The following is a 22,702-nucleotide window of genomic DNA, read 5'->3' as shown; positions in this document are numbered from 1 at the left end:
ATTAAGGAACGAGGGATTCCATTAATGACCGCTTCTTTAAAAAAAGCTCAAACTCCAGAAAACTTTCAAATTAAATTCCAAGATACCTCCATTGATATTTGGGAGACAAAATACCAATTAAAAACCAAAGAAGGCCTTCCGGTTGATAAGGATATCGATCAAACTTATGAGCGCGTCGCAAAAGCGCTCGCAGAAGTAGAAAACAAAGAAAAACGACAAGAAGTCTACAATGAATTTGTCTGGGCGTTGAGACATGGCGCAATTCCAGCAGGTCGAATTATGTCTAATGCCGGTGCGCTCAAGCACAAGCCAGCGACCTCTACCATCAATTGTACTGTTTCAGGCACTATCGAAGATTCGATGGATGACATTCTAGACAAAGTCCATGAGGCTGGATTGACGCTCAAAGCAGGTTGTGGGATCGGTTATGAATTCTCCACGTTACGACCTAAAAACGCTTACGTCTCTGGTGCAGGCGCCTATACTTCTGGCCCCCTCTCCTTTATGGATATCTACGATAAAATGTGCTTCACCGTTTCTTCAGCTGGAGGACGACGTGGTGCACAAATGGCGACTTTCGATGTAAGCCATCCAGATGTTATGGAGTTTATCAAGGCTAAACGAGAAGATGGGCGCTTACGACAATTTAACCTTTCTTTGCTGATCACTGATGAGTTCATGCAAGCTGTTATCAACGACGAAGATTGGAAGTTAGTTTTCCCTGTCACCATGAAAGAAGTTGAGATTGACGAAATTGATATTTCTGATACCAGCCAGATCGTTTGGCGAGAGTGGTCTACTACCGAAGGTTATATTACTAATGAAGTAGGACAGGTCGCTTGTCGAGTCCACAAAATCATTAAAGCGAAAAATTTGTGGAACTTGATCATGTCCTCCACCTATGACTTTGCTGAGCCAGGTTTTATTCTGATCGATCAAGTTAACGATAAAAACAATAACTGGTTTTGTGAAAATATTCGTGCAACGAATCCTTGTGGTGAGCAACCATTACCCGCCTATGGTTCTTGTTTGTTAGGTTCGGTTAACCTGACTCGTTTTGTTAACCACCCTTTCACCGAAAAAGCCGCATTTGATTGGGATAAATTCCGTAAAGTCGTCAGTATTTTCACGCGAATGCTGGATAATGTAGTTGAAATTAACGGGCTACCTTTAATCGGCCAGCGCGACGCGATTCATAATAAGCGACGCCATGGTATGGGCTATCTTGGACTAGGTTCCACGCTAACGATGCTACGTAAAAAATATGGTTCAGCTGAATCTATTGATTTTACCGAGCAAGTCACCCGTGAGTTAGCCGTTGAAGGTTGGCGAACTGGTCTGGAGCTGGCCAAAGAAAAAGGCCCTGCGCCGATAATGGAAAGGGAATTTGAAATTACCGGAGCTATGCTGCACAAACGTCCAGAAATGATCAAAGACGGCTTTAAGGTCGGCGATAAAGTTAAAGGCAAAGTTCTTCACGCCAAATACAGTCGTTATATGCAAAAAATTGGAGAAGTTGAGCCAGAATTAGTTGAAGAGTTAGCAGAGGTTGGCGCGCGCTTTACCCATCACTCGTCAATCGCCCCAACAGGCACTATTTCTTTGTCTCTCGCCAACAATGCAAGTAATGGTATTGAGCCAAGCTTCGCGCACCACTATTCGCGAAATGTGATCCGTGAAGGTAAGAAAACCAAAGAAAAAGTTGATGTATACTCTTACGAGCTTCTTGCTTATCGAAATATGGTTAATCCACAAGCAATGCCCTATTCGGAAAATCCTGAAGAGCAACTACCTGATTACTTCGTCACATCAGATAGTATTACGCCGACTCAACATGTAGATATTCAGGCTGCGGCACAAAAGTGGATCGACTCTTCAATTTCGAAAACGGCTAATGTCCCAACGGAATTCGATTATGATGAGTTTAAAGATATTTATCTTTATGCTTATAAAGAAGGTCTCAAAGGTTGTACAACCTTCCGCTTTAATCCTGAAGTTTTCCAGGGCGTTTTGGTGAAAGAAACAGACCTTGAGAAAACCACTTACCAATTTACATTGGAAGATGGCACGTTGGTTGAATTAAGAGGTAATGAAGAGGTTGAGTACGATGGAGAAATTCATACAGCTGCCAACCTTTTCGATGCACTCAAAGAAGGATACTACGGAAAGTTTTAAGCTTTCCGTATTTTATTAATGACAAATTTCTAACCTATGAAAAGTTAACGGAAAAGAAAATGCCAAAGATTATCAGTCAATCGATAGTTGGATATAAAGTTAAGGCAGATGAAAAACCTGTCGAGGAAAAAAAGCAAAGCGCCGAAATCGTGCAAATGCATGAGAGCGTTGCGCGACCAGAAATGCTATTAGGTTCTACCTACAAAGTAAAAACACCATTATCAGATCATGCGCTTTACATGACGATTAACGATATCGTGTTAAACCCAGGAACAGAGCACGAGCTACGTCGTCCATTCGAAATTTTTATTAATTCGAAAAACATGGATCACTTTCAGTGGGTTGTTGCACTAACTCGGGTAATTTCTGCTGTGTTTCGTAAAGGTGGTGACTGCACTTTCCTGGCCGAAGAATTAAAAGCAGTTTTTGATCCTAAGGGCGGATACTTTAAGCCCGGCGGGAAGTTTATGCCTTCACTGGTGGCTGAAATCGGCGATGCCATTGAGTCTCACTTAAAAATGATTGGTCTTTTAGAAGATCCTGGATTAGATGAACATCAACAGGCACTAGTGAACGAAAAAAGAAAAGAGTATGAATCTCTACAACAACAAGGCAATGCTACTGGGTACAACGGAGACTACCCTGAAGGCGCGCAAATGTGTAATAAGTGTATGACCAAAGCCGCTGTACTGATGGATGGATGCATGACTTGTTTAAGTTGTGGTGATTCTAAGTGTGGGTAAGCAGCCTAGTTTAGAATATGTCCTGTGAGAACCACTGTAAGTTGCAAATTGATACACCTTGCCACTTATGCAATGCCTTGGTTAACCAAGGCAGGTAATTAATAAGAATTTGGCTGATCTAATTTTGAGCTGGAGATTATCTACTCAAAATTAATACCACCATGATGGCCCGATAGCTTTATTGTCGGGCTTTTTTTTCTTTAACGCGCATTGTGGCCCCCTCCCCCAACAACACTTCTAGTTCCTCCTAAAGTGCTCTTGCATCAATTTCGATTTGAAAAGATAAATTGAAACCACAATATAGTTTGTGACTTCTACCACATAGCTAATATAACGGTCTTCTCTTGTCATAAAGTCAAAAGTCTGGATAAAACACATGGTTGCCAGGCAAGCGTATATAACCACTTTTACATTTGGCGTATATTTCCATCTTTTGAAATAACCAAAGAGAAAAATCGCGCCTGAAAGACTAATCAATAGCCAATGAATAAATTGAGTTCCGGGTGGAAAATTCGGATTCTGCAGTGGAATAATAACGGTAGCACCAAATAAATACTCAATAAATCCAGCGAGGCCCCATGCCGTCATTCCAATAGCACCTAAAATCAATAAGTATGAATAATATCGAGATATTTTTCTAATCATAGCGCGTCTACCTTGAATGTTGCACCAGTTAACTCTTCTGACAGACTCCATAATCGGCCGGCGACATCTTCCCTTTGAGAATATTTTGTTCGTTTGGCAAATCCAGGTTTTCCCTTCATCTCAAAAAGGCCGGTTGGTCCAAAATAATCAGCTCCCTCTGCTTCGCTATCCAGAGCAGCTTTTAAAATTGGCTTTGCCGCGTTCTCTGTGGAATGGAGAAAAATGGGTACAAACGTATACCTCATAATACCCATCAAAATTGGCGACATATGTTCAAACAAGCCTGAATCAGTACCACCAGGATGCGCAGAAACCGAAATAATTTTTTTACCTGCTAGTTTAAGTTTTCTCTGTAATTCGTCAGCGAAGATCAAACAAGCCAGTTTCGACTGGGCATAGGGAACATCCCACTTAGTTTGTGACTCACAGTTTATGTCATCAAAAAATATTTCAGATTTTTTATGGGCTAAACTGCTTAATGATACAACCCGAGAACTTTTCGAATCTGGCATTAATGGGAGCAATAATGATGTAAGTAAAAAATGCCCGAGATGATTAGTGGCGAATTGCATTTCGATATTAGCGCGATTTTTCTTGGGTTTATTTAATAATATGCCTGCATTGTTGACCAGAATATCTAAGCGCTGAAACTTTGATTGAAATTCCTGGGCAAAAATTTTGACCGACTCAAAGTCAGACAAATCGACCGTCATTACTTCAAGTTTGGATGAAGGAAAATCGGTAAGAATTTGTATTTTAGCTTTATTCGCTTTTTCCAAACTTCGACAAGCCATCACAACATGAAAACCACTTTTTAATAGCCCTTTAGTCACTTCATAGCCAACACCGCCATTAGCCCCAGTTACAATTGCCACTTTCTTGTCATTATCCACGCTAACCTCCAAATTAAAGTTCTTGACTAAGATATAGATTAAATTACACTACACAGTGTAATTTAATAATTAGAGGATATCAAGTTAAATTACACTGACCAGTGTAATTTAATCATAAAAGGCTGATATGGTTAGAAAAAAAAGAGATACTAGCGCAAAGCGGGAATCCATATTAGATGCGGCTATCGACGCATTTATCGAGTTTGGCTTCGAAAAAACGAGTATGGATTTGATAGCGGAGAGAGCTAATTCGTCAAAGCGAACCGTGTACAATCACTTCTCCAGTAAAGAATCATTGATAGAAGAAGCATTTAATCGATTTCTCAGAGGGGCTTTCGAAAGCAAAAATATTGAATATGACCCTCAAAAATCTATTGAAGACCAGCTGGGTGCTTTTGCCGATTCGAAAATGAAGTTAACCGAAGATTCGAAACAATTAGGATTAATGCGTGTCACCTTATGTGCTTTCATTACTCACCCCTTAATGGCTGAGCGAGCAGTTTTATTCTCCGACTCCCAAGAAGACGGATTAGTTAAGTGGCTGAAAAAAGCAACACTCGATGGCCGTATGAATGTTAAGGATCCTGCACTAGCAGCTGAATCTTTTTGGTCTTTATTTGCTGGTACTTTCTTTTGGCCACCGATTGTAAGAGGCCCAATTGAAAAAAAGGCAGGTCAAAAATTAAAGACCGAGTTCATCCGACTTTTCTTAGCAAGATACGGAAACGAATAATAAGCGAACTGATAGATTTATCTTGGCGGGTACTAGATGCAAAAAAGTGCCTGCTAAATATTTTTAACTTTTTACTATTATCTGATCAATAAACCTCAGTTAGCACAGTGTAAAATATACAACAGGTGTCAACCAAGGTTTAAAATCACAACTGTATTTTTTGTGGTGATGCTTACAATAAATAAATCGTTTAAAACTGAGTACTAACCCCTAACATCAAAACCCAGGGATCGATATCAACATCAACACTCGCAGCAACAGCATTATTGACAATCACATCGGCAGTGGTATCGATTTGAATATAGTAGAGACTTCCACTGAAATTCCAATTTTTTGAGACCGGCGTATCAAACCCAAACTTCACCGCTAATCCGGTCGAGGAATCTAACTCTAAATCGCTTTGTACACCCAACGCATTGTTCAAGTCCGCATCACTTTTTTCGTCAAAAAACTCTGTATAGTTAAGCCCGGCACCAACATGATATTTTGTTTCATTACCCCATTGGTAAATCAGGCTGAACGTTGGTGGCAATTGTTTGGTTTCACCTATTGAAACACCCGATAATGCCCCGCTGCCTTCAATGTCGTGAGTGAATGGCAAGGCACCAAGCACCTCAATTCCCCAATTGCTATCAAGCATATAAGTTAGGCTGAGCCCTACCCCGGTACTCGAATCGACACCGACACTGCCACCAAGTATAGTACCACTATCATCATTGGGAGTAACCTGAGCGACTCCAGTTCTAAAAATCCAATTTGAATTGCTTTCGTCATTTGCAAATATTGGCGTAGAAAAAGCAGCCAGAACAGCTGCCGCAAGACATGTTTTTTTCATCATTCAAAGACCTATCAGGTTGTTGTAAAAGCACCGTCAGTCTAGTCTTTTCGATCGATAAAGAATTGATTAAGATCAATCGAGCTGAATTATTTTTTTAAATTAATAACAATCAATATTTTTGACAAAGCAAGCTTAAAATAGAGTTAGAAATTCGGGCTCAACAAGCATATCAAACTTGTTTTCGAAGGTCTTTTAGCAATCGTTCCATCGGAAAGTTTTTACCGGGGCACAAAGTACGTTCACCATTGATATGGCCATGCCCGGAAATATTATCGAGCGGAATATTGTATTCATTAACCAGTCGCCTGGTGAGCTCCAGCAGGGATAAGTATTGCGGTTCAGGAACTGAGTCGTTTTGAAAGTTTCCAATCAAACAAATACCCAAACCACGAAAATTCCTGTCAGAATTATTACCAGATACATGTGCTCCCCAAAGGTCATTTTCCTTTCGCCAATCTGAGGCAATTTCCCCCATTTTCATTCCGTTACCATTGCCGATAACAAAATGATAAGGAATCGCATCAATAGGATCGTTTGCCTGACGCTGTCGGTGTACTTTTTGTAAAAATTCGATGTTGCCGTAGTTACCAGCCGAATGGTGGATAGTGATATATTTCCAGCGGCGAGGCCAATAAAAAACGCCCAAAGCAGCAAGACTGCCACCAGTTAAACTCCATTTTAATAAATTTCTACGACTAATATTTTGTTTTTCCATGCAAGACAACCAGCAACGAACACAAGTCTTATTAATATTGAAACTTTTGACACTAAAAAAGAAATTATCGTTCCATCGACAAGCAAAAAAAAGGCCTCTTAAAGAGGCCTTTCATCGCATTATTGCAAATTATTTAAATTTGATTATAGCGCGTCTTTTAATTCAGGAAGCACCTTGAATAAATCGGCAACCAAACCATAATCGGCGATTTGGAATATTGGCGCTTCTTCATCTTTGTTAATTGCGACAATAACTTTACTGTCTTTCATTCCCGCTAAATGCTGAATAGCACCGGAAATACCGACAGCGATATAAAGCTCAGGAGCAACAATTTTACCGGTTTGACCAACTTGGTAATCGTTAGGCACAAAACCAGCGTCAACCGCTGCCCTGGACGCACCGACAGCAGCTCCCAACTTATCAGCAATCTCTTCAATCATCTGGAAGTTTTCGCCGCTTCCCATACCTCTACCGCCGGAAATAATAACTTTTGCCGCCGTTAATTCAGGGCGTTCGGACTTGGTTAATTCTTGTGATTCGAATTTCGACTTATCGAAAATATGCGCTGCTGCATCAATCGCTGCGATCTCAGCGCTTCCACCGCTCGCTTCAACGGCATCAAAAGCAGTACCACGAACGGTAATCACTTTGACTGAATCACTCGATTGAACAGTGGCAATCGCGTTTCCTGCGTAAATGGGTCGCTTAAATGTGTCTTCACTCTCTACGCTAACGATATCTGAAATCGGTTGAACATCAAGTTTTGCCCCGACTCTCGGCGTGAAATTTTTACCGAAAGTTGATGCTGAGGCCAGAATATGTGAATAACCTTCAGCGTTAGCAACAACAATTGCCGCTAAACTTTCTGCAGTAGGATGAGCCAAATCAGCATGCTCGGCATGAAGTACCTTGCTGACACTTGAGCAAGCTGATGCTGCTTCAGCGACCGCCTGTGAGTTACTTCCCGCAACTAACACATGAACATCGCCACCAATTTTCGCCGCGGCAGCTAAAGTTGAAAGTGTCGAAGCGCCTAAAGTTTCATTGTTATGTTCTGCAATTACTAAAATAGCCATTAGATCACCTTCGCTTCGTTTTTCAGTTTTTCGACCAATTCTGCAACCGTTTCAACCTTAATCCCTGCTTGACGTTGAGCAGGCGCTTCCACTTTTAAAGTGGTTGTGCGAGCAGCAATATCTACACCCAAATCAGCAGGAGTGGTTTCTTCCAGCGGCTTGCGCTTCGCTTTCATGATATTTGGTAAAGATGCAAAGCGAGGCTCATTCAATCGCAAATCAGTGGTAACAACCGCAGGTAAGTTCAACGCTACAGTTTCCAATCCACCGTCAACTTCACGGGTAACTGCCGCTTTTCCGTCCGCGATATTTACTTCCGAAGCAAATGTTCCCTGTGGCCAGTCAAGCAATGCAGCCAGCATTTGGCCTGATTGATTATTGTCACCGTCGATAGATTGTTTACCCATAATAACGAGCTCAGGTGACTCTTTCCCGATAACCTCTTTCAACAATTTAGCAACGCCTAATGGTTCAACATTCTCTTCAGTTTTAACCAAAATCGCGCGATCAGCACCCAGTGCCAAAGCCGTTCTTAAAGTTTCTTGTGACTGGGCTGGTCCAATTGAAGCAACCACAATTTCTGTGGCAACACCTTTCTCTTTAAGGCGAACCGCCTCTTCAACCGCAATTTCGCAAAATGGGTTCATCGACATTTTAACATTTGCGGTTTCAACACCTGAGTTATCATCTTTTACACGTACCTTGACGTTGTAATCGACAACTCGCTTAACAGTCACTAGTATTTTCATGCAGACACCTGTCGTGGTTAATTGAGCTTCAACTGGTTATATCGTTAACTAGTTATATACCATTCCAGCGAGAAAACAATTGGGCGTTTACATAGAGTTTTCTAATCAATAAACGCTAACAAAAGGCACAACCGCCTCGCAATGAGCTTCTTTAACGATATCCATTTTTAAAAGAAGCCGCGATCTTGCCGCTTTATGCGTTTAACGTCAACCAAAATCAGGTATAATGCCCCACTTTCCGGCTATAACCGATATGTGTCTGGCTTATGTCGAAATTGCGGTTTAAGGGCGGTGCTCTATTTGCCGTGATTCCGTAGCGTTATATTAATTATTGTGCGCCCGTTCGCCTTGCTTAATCAGGCTTACACACCAAACAATTGGTACTATGGCAGACATTAGTTGAAAATACGGACACAAATTCGAACGTCCATCATTCTAACGAGGGGGGATCCATGGAACGAGAGTCTATGGAATTTGATGTAGTAATTGTTGGCGCAGGTCCTGCGGGGTTATCCACTGCTATTAAACTAGCCCAGATTTCACAAGAAACCGGGCAAGAAACGATGATCTGTGTGGTAGAAAAAGGCTCTGAAGTCGGTGCACATATACTGTCCGGTGCCGTATTTGAGCCAACAGCGCTTAACGAGCTATTCCCAGACTGGAAAGAAAAAGGTGCACCACTGAATACAGAGGTGACAGGCGACGATATCTTGTTGTTAAGAAATGGTGAAAAAGGTCTTAAAATTCCAAACCTGTTCGCCCCCAAAACAATGCATAATCACGGCAACTATATTATCAGTCTCGGCAACCTTTGCAGATGGCTTGCAGAACAAGCAGAAGCGATGGGCGTTGAAATATTCCCCGGCTTTGCCGCCTCAGAAGTGATATATAATGAAGATGGTAGTGTTAAAGGAATACTCACCGGTGATATGGGGGTAGCCGAAGATGGATCGCAGAAAGACGGTTACATGCCGGGTATGGAACTTCACGCCAAATATACTGTTTTTGCCGAAGGCTGTCGCGGTCATTTAGGTAAACAACTCATTGAAAAATTCCAGTTGGATCAAGGAAAAGATCCACAACACTATGGAATTGGAATCAAAGAAATCTGGAAGGTGCCGAGCGAACAACACCAACCTGGCAAAGTTGTTCACAGCGCCGGTTGGCCGCTCAATGAAAGCGGTAGTGCCGGTGGTGGCTTTCTCTACCATATCGAAGATAACCAGGTGGTAGTGGGTCTGATTACTGACCTCTCCTATTCCAACCCGCACGTCAGTCCATTTGATGAGTTTCAGCGTTATAAACACCACCCTCTCATCAGCCAATACCTCCAAGGCGGAGAGCGGATTTCTTACGGCGCACGAGCGATTAACAAAGGCGGATTACAGTCTCAACCTAAAATGACATTCCCAGGCGGATTGTTAATTGGCGATGATGCCGGCACATTAAACTTTGCTAAAATCAAAGGTTCTCACACGGCCATGAAATCGGGCATGATAGCTGCTGAATCTATCGCCAACGCAATTTCCGAAAACAAAGCCAATGATGAGCTCGAAAGTTTTTCTAATGCTTACAAAAATTCATGGGCCTGGAAAGAACTTCACGTACAGCGAAATTTTGGACCGGCTCAACATAAATGGGGAAATATTTTAGGTTCAGCTTACGCTTTCATCGATATCAACCTTTTTAACGGCGCCCTACCCTGGACACTACAAGATCCGGTTGCAGATCACGCACAAATGAAAAAAGCATCTGAGTGCCAAAAGATTGATTATCCAAAACCTGATGGTGTCTTATCCTTCGACAAACTCAGTTCCGTATTTATTTCGAATACTAATCATGAAGAAGATCAACCTGTTCATCTTCAGTTGAAAGATAAAGATGTTCCTATTCAGGTGAATCTTAGAGATTTTGATGAGCCGGCGCAAAGATATTGCCCTGCGGGAGTTTATGAAGTCATTAGCGACGACCAAGGGGAAAATCCCAAATTTCAAATTAACGCGCAAAACTGTGTTCACTGTAAAACTTGCGATATCAAAGACCCTAGTCAAAATATAAACTGGGTAACACCGGAAGGTGCTGGTGGTCCTAATTATCCAAATATGTGATCAAAAAATATTTGATTGAAAATAAGTTTAGCAAATTTTAAAAGCCACTAATTCTAGTGGCTTTTTTATTACCGCTTTTAGTATTTGAAACTAACCTGGCTTGGGGTTATTAGTCTAAAATTTTTATGACCTCTAAACAGGTAAAATGTTGCCAATAATAAAAACAGCCAACTCACCGAAAAACTTCCACCTCCGCCAGAATTATTTTTCGCACAAGCTTTCGGAGATACACCAGGCCACGGAACAAGCATATTTAAAGGATATTTTTAACCGTATCAATTGCGAAATAAGACACACTTTGCAGAAAGAAAGTTCCTTCGGAGAAAACTGAAAATACGCTTGTTTATAAAGAGGTATTGAGGTAATTAAAAACAGCAGAACGAAACTAATATATTTTTTTTCAAAACAAAATTTTAAGAAAAATTTCTGAAAAAATTAATTATTAAAGTTTTTAAACTTAATCGATGTATGATTAAAAAATCAGGCATTTCACTCATAAAAAAAGCCGCTAATCAAAGCGGCTTTCTTTTTCAGCTCTTTACGAGTTAACTTTTTCGCCTAACCCATATTCCACCAACGAGCAGAAAAGCAATCCAACTTAGCGGAAAGCTACCGCTACCAGAACTGTCTTCAGTGAAGAAAGGTTGGCAAGCCTGGGGTTGTTGTCCGGGTCTTGGAATTAGCATAAAACCTTTAGGCACACCATCCAGAATTCCATTACCAACAATCACGCCATTATCATTGATAGCCCTGGCTTCACTTAAAGTCCAATTTGCAGGTGCTATCGGCTCGCTACCGTCAACTTTACAATCAATCAAGTCGTTTAAATCTTTCATCACGCCATCTTCATAGATAAAAGCGTGATTGGTCGTTGGAAATACAGAATTTGTTGAAGTTCCTACGATTTGATTATTGTTGTTAATATCAAATGCTTCCGAGAATGGAGAATTTTCATTCAGTACACCAAGATCAGTCACAGACTGAGTTGCAACATCGTATGAGAAAGCGGTGAAATGGGTCTTTTCCGCATCTGCCGCTCTACCAACTATAACTCCTGCGTTGTTGATGGCCCAGGGAAAAGAATTTCCATCGCTCAATAAGGACATTTCCACCACATTAGTGGGATCAGCATGGTCGACATAAAATGCGACACTCAGGACAATATCGTCAACATTCTTCTGCGCCCATCCAGTGGCAATGCCGTTATTGTTCACGTCTCTCATAACCGATAATAACCCAGTGTTATCAGTTAGCGGATCAATTCGAACTAAACTGCTATCTGAAGAGTCGTAAATGAAGCCTCTATCGTAATAGGTATCCAGAGCATTACCACTATCGTCAGTATCATCTGGCGGGTTAAACTTTCCAAAACCGACAAATAAAGTATTGTCATTACCTGAAAGTGCTCGGCCAGGTTGCTCGTCTGAAGCGTCAAAACTGGGTATTTCAGTAATCGCCTGACTAGCAGTATCAATATAGATGGGTTTTTCGATTACTGTTGTGAAGGGATCTCCGTTCGAATCGGTTCTCTCTACTTCTTTGAATGAATATCCGATGGCCACATTGTTTTCATTAATCGAAAATGCAACGCTTAAATCAAATGACTCAGTATCGTTAACAATCGCCCCTAAGTCAGTCATGGTCGGATTATCAAAGGCAAACGCGTGGGAAGTAAAATCGGGTTGCTGCGTGTCGCTACCTTCAACATCAACTAGCGGACCCGCGGAATACCCAACGGCAATACCGGCATTATTTACATCGAAAACAAAGGCGGGATTAGTACCCAGATTACCCAGGTCGATAATATCATATGACTCAACTGCTGCTGCACTTGAGGATGCAAGGGCTAACAGGCTTGATATCAGTGTTCTTGAATGCTTCACAATAATATTCAACTTCTCATTAATTAATGGAACGACTAAACAGCATCAGGCTGATTTTCTGGTACTGCGTTTTGAATTCGCTCAAGTTTTAAGCAATTTTCATTGATCATCGCTAATTTTGGAAAATCATCCATGGGAAAATTAAAACGATTTGCGTTATAGATCTGCGGTATAAGACAGGCATCTGCTAGAGAAAGTTCCTCTCCGATAGAATAAGGTCCATCAAAGTCATGTTGAGCAAGAATTTGTTCATAGGCAGTAAAAGCAGAACGAATCCAGTGGTGATACCATTCCATCTTTGCTTCTTCGCCCACTTGAAGGTTATTTTGCAGATATTTCAGTACTCTAAGATTATCCAGTGGGTGCACATCACAGGCAATAATTTGGCAAAGCTGGCGTACTAATGCTCTTTGCTCGATGGCTCCAGGTAACAACCTGGGTGACGGGTATTTCTCTTCAAGGTATTCCAATATCGCCATTGATTGCCCGATGGTCACAGTTTGTCCAGTTGCGGATGTATCATCCACCAGCGCAGGCACTAAAGACTGCGGGTTAACAGACTTGTATTCTGGTTTATGCTGCTCTCCACCATCTTTTGCCAGATGAACAAACTCTTGAGAATAGGAAATTTGTTTAAGATTCAGTGCAATACGGACTCGGTACGCTGCTGACGAACGCCAATAACCATAAAGTTTTATCATAAATTACCCTCAATTTTAGAATGCTCTTAATCATTCAGAGCTTAATCAAACAATCGTCGATCGATATTTGAACTTATTTTGACTTCTTTATTGTACGATATTCTATTTATGAGCTTCTTAAGCCAAGCCCTTCTTTGCTATCTCGCTCCACCACCAGCTGAAATTTGCCCAACAAATCCAGTAACGGAGCATTTTACACGCTATCGATTTGAGCACAAAGGATTTTACACTTTCTGACATTTCGCGAGAGTTAGGAGCCCGGCTCATGAAAGACTATTCCCATTCATCTTCCTGCTCGTTTTCCATATGTTCAAGATGACGGTCAAGTTTGTTAAGCAGATGATGTAACTGCTCTTTTTCTTCATAGGAAAAGCATGATTCAATTAGCTCGCCTGTTTCAAGACGCCTTGGAATAATTAAATCATGGAAGTCAGCGCCTTCTTGCGTGAGATAAATTAACTGTTTACGCCGATCTCTTTTGGAATTTCTGGTATCAACAAAATCAAGCTTTTTTAATACTTTAACAGCGCGAGTAACAGTAGCGGCATCTGTTTTAAGCACGTCTGCAACGTGACCATTGGTTAAGCCTCCGTAGGAGCCTAACACCGAAATAACACGCCATTCTCGTTCGCCAATCGGTACACCTGAGTCGAGCAATAACGATGAAAGCTTATTCCCCGCCTGAGACATCTGCGCCGCAAGACGGTACATGCGATAAGGCAGAAAACTCTGCAAATCCAGTGTATATCGAACTTTCCCTGTTGGCTTTCGTTGCTTAGCTGGCTTTTCCTGCGATGGTTCGACAAGCTCGGTTTTAGTATCGGTTAATTTTTCCATCATCAAATCTCTGCGAGAAGGGTTAATTAAGTTATTAATCCATTACCACAAGACTTTAACCTGAAAAATCGCTTAAATCACTAAAAATACGTGCCGATCATACACTTATCTCTGACAAACGTGACTTTATCGAATGTCTAAAACCTTCAAGTGTAACCAATGCCCACTTCGAGACGATGAAATTACGAGCTAGAATTTAGTTTTCCTGTAACAGACTCACATCAACATCAGGCCAGATAAGTTCGCCGTTTTTCGCCTGTAGTTGTTTTAACGCCTCTGTCAACTTGGTGGCTCCCATCTGTCTGGCCTGGTACATCGGGCCACCCTTGTGGCGGGGAAAACCATAGCCATGTAACCAGATGACGTCAATATCAGACAACCTTTGTACAATACCCTCCGCAAAAAGCTTTAATCCTTCGCTAGTCAGCGCCAATAAAGCTCGTTCAACAATATCTTCGTCGGTAAATGTTTTCTGCTCAACCTTTAACTCCTGAGCTTTCTCCTGAATTAACGCAGCAGCTTGCGGGTCCGATTGCGGTTTTCCATTTTCATCATAGCGATAAAATCCTTGTCCAGTCTTTCTACCTAAGCGCTGGTTTTCTACCATGACAGCAGCCGCTCTGAAATATCCCGGATCATAGTCTGGAAATGGTTGCGCGCTACGGGCGTTGTGTCCAATATCAATACCCGATAAATCTTGAACCGCCAGCGGGCCCATGGCCATTCCCCAAGCGGTCATCGCACGATCAATTTGTTCAATACTCGCCCCCTCCAACAGCATTTGCTGAATTTCACGGCCATAACGGGTGTACATTCTATTTCCGGCAAATCCGAAACAAACACCGACTAATACCGATACTTTTTTCAGCCGCTTCCCAACGGCCATCGCCGTCGCTAATGCCTGCTCGGAAGATTTTTCCGCACGAACAACTTCTAATAACTTCATGATGTTGGCAGGGCTAAAAAAGTGCATACCTATCATCTGCGACGGATTAGAAATCACTGACGCGATTTCATTAATATCCAGGTAAGACGTATTGGTCGCTAAGACACAGTCATCACGACAAATTTTATCTAATTGTGTAAAGAGCGATTTTTTAACCTCAATGTCTTCAAACACTGCTTCAATCACAAGCTCACAATCAGACAGAGTTTGATAATCAGTAGCAGAACTTAAATTAGCTAACAGATTTTGAGCTGCAGCCGATGTCATTCGCCCTCTTTTAACATTGCTCTCAAAGTTAGCTTTTATTTTGGAGACACCTGCGTCAAGTGCTTGTTGATTTTGTTCAATTAGTTGCACCGAAAAGCCGCTACTTAAAAACGCTGTCGCAATCCCCGATCCCATGTTTCCGCCACCGATAATGCCAACTTTGTTAACCGCAAGAGGCTCTGCAGAAAAATTAGTTTTAGCCGCTTTTTTTTCAGCGCCAAATGCAAACCGCAGCGCGGCAGACTGTTCCGATTCCCGCAACTTCAAAAACTCAGCTCTTTCATAATTCATACCGTCGGCAATCGACAAATCTCGAGTTTCAAACAGCACCTTTGCGGCCACCGTTGGCGCGAGTTTTCCTCGTGCTTTTTTGCTCACCTTTTTTATTTCAGCGTCCCAATCGATATCCTCTTGATTAATCGTATTTTCACCGACTCGGTTTAGTTGAAGTGAGTTGGAATCGATCAATCCTTGTACGAAATCGATGGTGGCCTGATCGAGATCTTTATCGCTAGTAAACAAAGCATCAAATAAAAACCTATGACTATCACTATCTTGAGGTAACTGAATTTCATTCAGTGCAGTGGCTGAATAGTGCTTTCCACTGGTGACCATCTCTAGCGCTTTTTTTGCGCCGACAATTCTCGGTAATCGTTGGGTTCCTCCGGCGCCGGGAATCAGGCCGAGATTGACTTCAGGTAAACCTACTTTTGAGTTTTCCAGCGCCACTCGGTAATGACATGCTAACGCAACTTCAAAGCCGCCACCTAACGAAGTGCCGAACATTGAGGCGATTATTGGTTTATTACTCGCCTCAATTCGATTTACAACATCAGGTAAAAAAGGTGCTGTCGGCGGCTTTCCAAATTCCTTTATGTCCGCACCGGCGACGAAAGTTTTGCTTTTGCAGCGAATAATAATCACTTTTATATCATCGTCATTTTCAAATTGCTCAACACCATCAACAATGCCTTGCCTTACCATTTGTGACAACGCATTAACAGGTGGATAATCGATAGTGATCAGTCCAATTTGGGCGTTTTTTTCCAGTGATATTTGTGTATTTGAAATTTGAGTCTTGTTAGATTCGTTCATTTCCAATCTCTAAATTAAAATAATTAAGTCAATGGTGGCAAAATTGCTTGGTGCTATTGAATCAATCTCTACTGATTAAAACGATCGTTAAACGCTTTGATCGCGGGAGGTAATTCTCCATCCATGTTAGCTAAGTAATTAACGATATATCGACAAGAACCTTTTTCAAATTGACGATATAAATTCTTAACCAATTGGTTGGCCGGATAACCGGCCCAGTCCTGAGGTAACATATTTTCGGGTAGTTCGTGATCTTTCAGTAAAACGCGGCGATATTCATGAATTAACAACAATCTCAAAAGAAAACTCTGCCTATTACTTAGTGCAGAATGCACGTCCAAATTTTCTTTAAGCGCAGAATAACAATCCGTTAAATCACAATAACTCTCATGCAAATCTTGCAGATTCCATCTCTCAGATACCAATCTTTTGAGTACCTGGTTAGAAGCATCATCAATAGTCTGGCTGGAAAAAACAATCACCGAGTCGTTAAGCTTTTGCTCTCGTAAAGTTTCTTCTAAAGAGCTTTGATCGATAGAGGGATGCGCAAATGCACCTGATGATAGTGGGCTAAAACCGAGCCAACGCAATTGACGTTTAAAAGCCGGTAGTTTTTCTTCACTGACAAAAGTTGGTAGAACAATTAACCACTGTGTGTCTCGCTGGTGCACTCGGCTGGCGTAAATTCTTCGTGCCGCCTTTGTGTAGTGACGGTTTGCAGACTCGGTAAACGCATAGTAACTTTTGCGACCGACTTTGTTCACCTGTAGCCAGTCGTCCTGAACTAACCGAAAAACTGAAGTTCGTATAAGCCTTTCAGAAAAACCTAGCGGTTGTAATGACTCGATCAAACTCCCTAGCCAGATCCAGCCACCATGTTGAGAAATCACATCGCCAAAAACAGTCACGATAAATGACTTGCAACTAATACTGGCAGTGTCTATTCGACTGGCAATAAACGCATCCAAATCAAATATTTTTTTTGTTGGCTGCTTTTTTTCCACTAAAAAAGTATCTCTCGTCGATAAGAAAGGCAGGCATTATCAAGCAAGATCGAAATCAATTTCAACGTTTTCAGAAACTGGGTGTGACTGACAAGTCAGTATCATCCCCTCTTCCACTTCCTGAGGCGTTAACGAATGATTTAGATCCATCTCAACTTTGCCTTTTAAAACTTTTGCTTTGCAAGTTGCGCAGACTCCTCCTTTACATGAAAAAGGTAGATCGGCCCCATGCTCCATCGCTGCATCGAGAATATTTTCTCCAATCATGGAAAGTTCCATCACTGTTTTACGACCAGCCACTTTAACAGAAACAGTAGATGTTTTTTCGCCATATTTTTGCGCGCGTTTAGCTTGACTCTTCTTAGCTTTTTCTTCAGCTGAGCCGGCGAAGAATAACTCATAGTGAACCTGTTCATCGGAAAATTCATTTTGCTTTAGATACTCGGCCACATCTGTAATCATTTCTTCTGGCCCACAAAGGAATACATCATCGAAGCTATTAATATTGATAACTTTGGCTTTATCGAGTGCAGAAATTCGCTCACCATTAATTCGACCGTTAAATAACTCGGCTTCGTTTTCTTCTCGAGTGAACAAGTTAATCCACTGGAAACGAGCCATATACGCATTTTTGATGAAGCATAACTTATCCCGAAACATCATCATCGGCGTTGATTGATTACCGTAAATCAATGTCACAAAAGATTCAGGTTCAGCTTCTAATATCGATTGAATATGAGAAAGCATTGGAGTGATTCCGCTGCCAACAGCGACCATCAAATAGTTTTTCTTATTTTCAGCGCTAAGTTCTGTATAGAAATGACCTTGCGGTGCCATCACCTCAATTGCCATGCCTTTCTTCAATGACTCATTAGCAAAATTAGAAAAAATGCCTTCTTCAATTCTCTTGATACCAACAGTTAAATTTTGCTCTTGAACGCTATTACAGATCGAGTATGAGCGCCTGATATCCTGACCATCAATATCCAGCTTCAAAGTTAAGTGCTGCCCCTGAACGTAGCGATATTCTTCAGTAAGGGACTGAGGAACTTCAAGACTGACAGCAACGGCATCTTTAGTTAATTTTTCAACCGATTGAATGGTTAATTGATGAAACTCAGTACTCATATTTTATCCTTGCTACCAATATTTTTTTGTTTAGTGACCAACATTGTTAGGCGATCAACAATACGTATTTAATAACGACCCAAACCTGTTAATTTATTTGTTCCGATTTACGTAAACCATCAGAAATGTTTGAAATAATCAAAATTTTCAAAGCAATCATCACATTGATAGAGAGCTTTACAGGCCGTCGAACCAAATTGACTAACGAGCTTAGTGTGACTACTTCCGCACACCGGACAATCGACATTATCATTTTCATCGGGTGGTGCAATGTTAATACTTCTTAAGTGTTTTTTTCCGGCAGGCGAAACCATTTCAGTGCTCCACGCAGGTGCTAACACCACTTTAACTTTAACTCCGATAAAACCGGCATTAGAAAGTACTTCAACCACATCTTGATTAATTGCGTCAACCGCCGGGCATCCGCTGTAAGTTGGCGTGATATCAATTTGCCAACCATTATCCAGTTTCTTAACGTCTTGCAGTATTCCTAAATCCCAGATAGTCAGACCCGGCAATTCAGGATCATAAACTTTATCTAATAAATCCCACACTTGTTGAAAACGTGATTGTTTTCGATACGCGAGTCGCTCAGCAAATACAGGATTAACCGTTGGAATAATGTCCATGGACTTTTCGCTAGCTACCATTGCAACCCAGGATAAGCTCTTTGCATGTATTGCATTTCACTTAACATATGTCCGAGGTGCTCTGTGTGTATACCATCTCTTCCGCCACGAATTTGCAATTGGCTATCTGGGAAGTTGATTTCGGATTGCGCGAGAAACGCTTGAACATATTTATCCCAACCAGACTGCAACACTTCGCGATCAACCGCGACTCCTTCAGCAACTAGTTCTTTTTCCCAGTCAGACATAATGAAAAGTTCGCCAACAAAATTTTCTAACTCAACTAATGCCGCTTGAATGCGGCGGCGACTTTCATCAGTGCCTTCTGATAATTGGCGGATCCACGGCTCACTTCGCTTTAAATGGTAACGACTTTCTTTCACCGCTTTAGCTGCAATTGCCGCGATTCTTTCGTCGTTCGACTGAGATAGCTTTTCAAGATATTCGCAATAAAACACATCAACAAAAAATTGTCTTACCATGGTAAAAGCGAAATCGTTGATAGGTAGTTCGTGAATGAGCAAATTAGTATATTCTCGTTCTGTTCGTAGATAGGCAATGTCGTCTTCGGTTCGTCCTTTTCCTTCGACCTCAACGGCATATTGATAGAACATACGAGCCCGTCCGATATAGTCGAGTGCAATATTTGACAGCGCAATATCTTCTTCCAGATAAGGACCGTTGCTACACCATTCTGACAAACGATGGCTTAGGACAACGGCGTCATCACCAAGACCGACCAAGAAACGATAAAGATTGCTTTGTTGTTGATTCATCAGTTTTTCCTGTTCATTGCCCACTACATGTTATTGACGCTATCAGGTAGCTCGTAATGAGTCGCATGCCGGTAGGGTTTGTCGTCCATTGGATCAACAAAGTTTTCAATATCACCTTCTTGAGAAGCGGTTATGTTTTTAGATTCAACCACCCAGATACTCACCCCCTCTGAGCGACGAATATAACAATCGCGAGCATACATCAAAGCATGTTCGGGGCTTTCTGCGTGCAAACTGCCAACATGTTTATGATCTAATCCACGTGATGATCGAATGAAAACTTCGTAAACCGCTAAATGTTCCTGGCTCATAATAATCTCTTCCGCAATTTAAATTGGTTTCGGTTAATAACTTAAGCCGCGTTTTCGGCTGACTTCTCTTGTTGTTTAACTCGATAAGCTCTGACCGCTTCTCTCACCCACTCACCTTTTTCGTGAGCATTAATGTGATGTTTGAGTCTTTGGTGATTACAGGGACCGCTACCATTAATGACTTGATAAAATTCTTCCCAATCTATTTCGCCGGAATCGTAATGGCCTCTTTCTTCATTCCATTTAATTTCCGGATCGGGCATTTCTAAACCCAGCACTTCAATTTGAGGGACTGTTTGATCGATAAATTTCTGTCGTAAATCGTCGTTAGATTGACGTTTAATTTTCCATTTCATGGAACGGCCAGAGTGAGCAGAGTCACTATCGTGAGGCCCGAACATCATCAGCGATGGCCACCAGAATCGATTCATTGCATCTTGCGCCATTTGCTTTTGTTCCGGGCTACCTTTTGCCAATGAGTACATAATTTCGTAGCCTTGACGTTGATGAAAGCTTTCCTCTTTACAGATGCGAATCATCGCACGTGAATAAGGACCATAAGATGTTCTTTGAAGCGAGATCTGGTTAACTATTGCTGCGCCATCAACAAGCCAGCCGATAGCACCTACATCAGCCCAGGTTAATGTCGGGTAATTGAAAATTGAGGCGTATTTGGCTTTGCGCGTTTGCAGCGCTTCAATCATTTCGCTTCTTGAAGTTCCAAGGGTTTCAGTTGCACTATAGAGGTACAAGCCATGACCTGCTTCATCTTGAACCTTTGCCAGCAACACCGCTTTACGCCGCAAAGTTGGTGCGCGGGTAATCCAGTTTCCCTCTGGCTGCATACCAATCACTTCCGAATGAGCATGTTGCGACATTTGGCGAACCAGGTTTTTGCGATAATCGTCCGGCATCCAGTCAGTAGGCTCTATTTTTTGCTCTTCTGCTATTTTTCGGTCAAATTCTACTTGTTGTTCGGCATCATCAACAGTTTGCATGGCCAATTACCCTCTCATAGTATCAATTCAGTTATGATACCAATTGAATTAAATTTCTTCAAATACTGTATCATATTAATATGCAGATCATGGATCTTTGAGTTGGTGATTGACGCGCAGGCACAAAAAAGGGAGGCCTACTTTGCCTCCCTTTTAAAATCTTTATCGGGTTAAATCAGCCTCAATGGATACAATCCATTAGACTCTCTCAATAATTAGCGCGATCCCCTGGCCTACGCCAATACACATAGTACACAGCGCATATTTTCCTTCTCGCCTTTGAAGTTCATAGGCAGCTGTCGTCACCAGGCGAGCACCGCTCATTCCCAAGGGATGGCCGAGCGCGATTGCACCACCATTGGGGTTAACTCGCTTATCATCGTCTGCCACACCTAGCTCTCTTAAGACTGCTAATCCTTGCGCAGCAAATGCTTCATTAAGCTCGATGACATCCATTTGCTCCAGGCTTAAACCAGTATTTTTAAGCACTTTCTGGGTGGCAGTTACCGGCCCTATACCCATAATTTTTGGCTCTACGCCAGAAGTCGCCATACCAACAACCCTTGCTATCGGCTTTAACTGGTTCTCTTCAACAACATCTTCTGCCGCTAATAACAAAGCACAAGCACCGTCATTAATGCCCGATGCATTCCCAGCGGTCACTGTACCGTCTTTTCTAAATGGCGTCGCTAATTTCGCCAAACCTTCAAGAGTGCTAGGACGCGGATGTTCATCCACGGCAAACTCTTTGGTTTCTTTACGGTTAATCTTAACAGTAACCGGAACAATCTCTTTGTCAAAAACGCCATTTTCTTGTGCTCTTTGAGTTTTCTCTTGCGTTCTAAGTGCAAACAAATCCTGGTCTTCACGGCTAATGTTAAACTGCTCGGCAACATTTTCGGCAGTTTCAGGCATACTATCGACACCGAAATTTTCTGCCATTTTCTTATTAACAAATCGCCAGCCCATGGTGGTATCAAAAATTTCGGCCTTGCGTGAAAAAGCTGATTCTGCCTTTGGCATAACCAGAGGCGCACGGGACATTTGCTCTACACCACCGGCAATCGCTAAGCTTTGTTCGCCACAGGCAATTGCTCTGGCTGCTGAGCCAATGGCGTCCATACCTGAACCGCATAAGCGGTTGATTGTCATTCCCGGCACCGATTGTGGTAAACCCGCGAGCAATGAACTCATTCTGGCAACATTTCGGTTGTCCTCACCAGCCTGATTAGCGCAGCCATAATAAACATCATCAACCGATTCCCAATTAACTTGTGGGTTTCTTTCCATCAACGCTTTAATCGGAATCGCTCCCAAATCATCAGCTCGAACTCGCGATAAAGAACCACCAAATCGCCCGATTGGTGTTCGAATGGCATCACAGATATAGACTTTTTTCATGGATTCGTTCCTAACAATTATGTGTTCGTGCTAATTATTTGTACTACTTAA

General features: G+C 41.9%; 21 protein-coding genes. 4 read left to right on the top strand and 17 right to left on the bottom strand.

From position 1 onward, the window contains the following. Positions 1–24 precede the first annotated feature (24 nt). Complete coding sequence (locus tag FLL46_RS26520; RefSeq protein ID WP_142935403.1) at positions 25–2,175, top strand: adenosylcobalamin-dependent ribonucleoside-diphosphate reductase; 2,151 nt, start codon at positions 25–27, stop codon at positions 2,173–2,175. 59 nt (positions 2,176–2,234) lie between these two features. Beyond that, positions 2,235–2,918 carry a TSCPD domain-containing protein gene (locus tag FLL46_RS26515; RefSeq protein ID WP_142935401.1) on the top strand — a complete coding sequence of 228 codons (684 nt, stop codon included), beginning with the start codon at positions 2,235–2,237 and terminating at the stop codon, positions 2,916–2,918. A 237-nt stretch (positions 2,919–3,155) separates the two neighbouring features. Here FLL46_RS26515 and FLL46_RS26510 read toward each other — a convergent pair whose 3' ends face one another. After that, the gene (locus FLL46_RS26510) at positions 3,156–3,563 is read right to left on the bottom strand and encodes a hypothetical protein (RefSeq protein ID WP_142935399.1); all 408 of its coding nucleotides are present in this window, start codon (positions 3,561–3,563) and stop codon (positions 3,156–3,158) included. Continuing rightward, positions 3,560–4,456 carry an oxidoreductase gene (locus FLL46_RS26505; RefSeq protein ID WP_210418830.1) on the bottom strand — a complete coding sequence of 299 codons (897 nt, stop codon included), beginning with the start codon at positions 4,454–4,456 and terminating at the stop codon, positions 3,560–3,562. Before FLL46_RS26505 ends, FLL46_RS26510 begins: the two co-directional genes overlap by 4 nt. A 127-nt stretch (positions 4,457–4,583) precedes the next feature. Between FLL46_RS26505 and FLL46_RS26500 the strand changes: the two genes are divergently transcribed. Further along, on the top strand, positions 4,584–5,189 hold the full coding sequence (locus FLL46_RS26500) for a TetR/AcrR family transcriptional regulator (RefSeq protein ID WP_142935395.1): 606 nt from the start codon (positions 4,584–4,586) through the stop codon (positions 5,187–5,189). Positions 5,190–5,379: 190 nt separating this feature from the next. Here the strand turns inward: FLL46_RS26500 and FLL46_RS26495 are convergent, their stop codons facing one another. From FLL46_RS26495 to FLL46_RS26480, 4 genes are all read right to left on the bottom strand, one after another. Next, entirely contained in the window at positions 5,380–6,027 is a 648-nt protein-coding gene (locus tag FLL46_RS26495) for an OmpW/AlkL family protein (RefSeq protein WP_142935393.1), read from the bottom strand. 169 nt (positions 6,028–6,196) lie between these two features. Further along, positions 6,197–6,742 (bottom strand): peptidoglycan recognition protein family protein, encoded by a 546-nt coding sequence (locus FLL46_RS26490; protein ID WP_142935391.1) that lies wholly within the window; start codon positions 6,740–6,742, stop codon positions 6,197–6,199. A 143-nt stretch (positions 6,743–6,885) separates the two neighbouring features. Next, positions 6,886–7,818 (bottom strand): electron transfer flavoprotein subunit alpha/FixB family protein, encoded by a 933-nt coding sequence (locus FLL46_RS26485; protein WP_142935389.1) that lies wholly within the window; start codon positions 7,816–7,818, stop codon positions 6,886–6,888. Next, positions 7,818–8,567, bottom strand: coding sequence for an electron transfer flavoprotein subunit beta/FixA family protein (locus FLL46_RS26480; RefSeq protein WP_142935387.1), 750 nt, complete (start codon positions 8,565–8,567; stop codon positions 7,818–7,820). The genes FLL46_RS26485 and FLL46_RS26480 overlap by 1 nt, the downstream gene beginning before the upstream one ends. 452 nt (positions 8,568–9,019) lie before the next feature. Here FLL46_RS26480 and FLL46_RS26475 point away from each other — a divergent pair, with 452 nt between their 5' ends. Further along, positions 9,020–10,675 carry an electron transfer flavoprotein-ubiquinone oxidoreductase gene (locus FLL46_RS26475; RefSeq protein ID WP_142935386.1) on the top strand — a complete coding sequence of 552 codons (1,656 nt, stop codon included), beginning with the start codon at positions 9,020–9,022 and terminating at the stop codon, positions 10,673–10,675. A 545-nt stretch (positions 10,676–11,220) separates the two neighbouring features. Here the strand turns inward: FLL46_RS26475 and FLL46_RS26470 are convergent. From FLL46_RS26470 to pcaF, 11 genes are all read right to left on the bottom strand, one after another. After that, the gene (locus FLL46_RS26470) at positions 11,221–12,558 is read right to left on the bottom strand and encodes a DUF3466 family protein (RefSeq protein ID WP_142935384.1); all 1,338 of its coding nucleotides are present in this window, start codon (positions 12,556–12,558) and stop codon (positions 11,221–11,223) included. Positions 12,559–12,593: 35 nt separating this feature from the next. Next, positions 12,594–13,259: a maleylacetoacetate isomerase gene (gene maiA / locus FLL46_RS26465; protein WP_142935382.1), complete on the bottom strand. Its 666-nt coding sequence runs from the start codon at positions 13,257–13,259 to the stop codon at positions 12,594–12,596. 273 nt (positions 13,260–13,532) lie between these two features. Next, entirely contained in the window at positions 13,533–14,099 is a 567-nt protein-coding gene (locus FLL46_RS26460; protein WP_142935380.1) for a MarR family winged helix-turn-helix transcriptional regulator, read from the bottom strand. A gap of 193 nt (positions 14,100–14,292) precedes the next feature. Next, a complete protein-coding gene (locus FLL46_RS26455; RefSeq protein ID WP_142935378.1) occupies positions 14,293–16,404 on the bottom strand; it encodes a 3-hydroxyacyl-CoA dehydrogenase NAD-binding domain-containing protein in 2,112 nt (703 codons plus the stop codon). Between the two features lie 68 nt (positions 16,405–16,472). Then, entirely contained in the window at positions 16,473–17,408 is a 936-nt protein-coding gene (locus FLL46_RS26450) for a PaaX family transcriptional regulator (protein ID WP_142935376.1), read from the bottom strand. Between the two features lie 39 nt (positions 17,409–17,447). After that, positions 17,448–18,536 carry a 1,2-phenylacetyl-CoA epoxidase subunit PaaE gene (paaE, locus tag FLL46_RS26445; RefSeq protein ID WP_142935374.1) on the bottom strand — a complete coding sequence of 363 codons (1,089 nt, stop codon included), beginning with the start codon at positions 18,534–18,536 and terminating at the stop codon, positions 17,448–17,450. A gap of 119 nt (positions 18,537–18,655) precedes the next feature. After that, entirely contained in the window at positions 18,656–19,186 is a 531-nt protein-coding gene (gene paaD, locus FLL46_RS26440; protein WP_246119410.1) for a 1,2-phenylacetyl-CoA epoxidase subunit PaaD, read from the bottom strand. Continuing rightward, a complete protein-coding gene (paaC, locus tag FLL46_RS26435; RefSeq protein ID WP_142935372.1) occupies positions 19,180–19,941 on the bottom strand; it encodes a 1,2-phenylacetyl-CoA epoxidase subunit PaaC in 762 nt (253 codons plus the stop codon). Before paaC ends, paaD begins: the two co-directional genes overlap by 7 nt. 23 nt (positions 19,942–19,964) lie before the next feature. Then, positions 19,965–20,252, bottom strand: a complete 288-nt coding sequence (paaB, locus tag FLL46_RS26430) for a 1,2-phenylacetyl-CoA epoxidase subunit PaaB (RefSeq protein WP_142935370.1) — start codon at positions 20,250–20,252, stop codon at positions 19,965–19,967. A gap of 41 nt (positions 20,253–20,293) precedes the next feature. Further along, entirely contained in the window at positions 20,294–21,250 is a 957-nt protein-coding gene (paaA, locus tag FLL46_RS26425; RefSeq protein ID WP_142935368.1) for a 1,2-phenylacetyl-CoA epoxidase subunit PaaA, read from the bottom strand. A 198-nt stretch (positions 21,251–21,448) separates the two neighbouring features. Further along, entirely contained in the window at positions 21,449–22,651 is a 1,203-nt protein-coding gene (gene pcaF / locus FLL46_RS26420; protein WP_142935366.1) for a 3-oxoadipyl-CoA thiolase, read from the bottom strand. Positions 22,652–22,702: the final 51 nt, after the last annotated feature.

Source organism: Aliikangiella coralliicola (assembly GCF_007004725.1).
Taxonomy (GTDB): domain Bacteria; phylum Pseudomonadota; class Gammaproteobacteria; order Enterobacterales; family Kangiellaceae; genus Aliikangiella; species Aliikangiella coralliicola.
The sequence above is the reverse complement of the archived record's forward strand: the minus strand, read 5'-3'. Positions and strand labels throughout refer to the sequence as shown.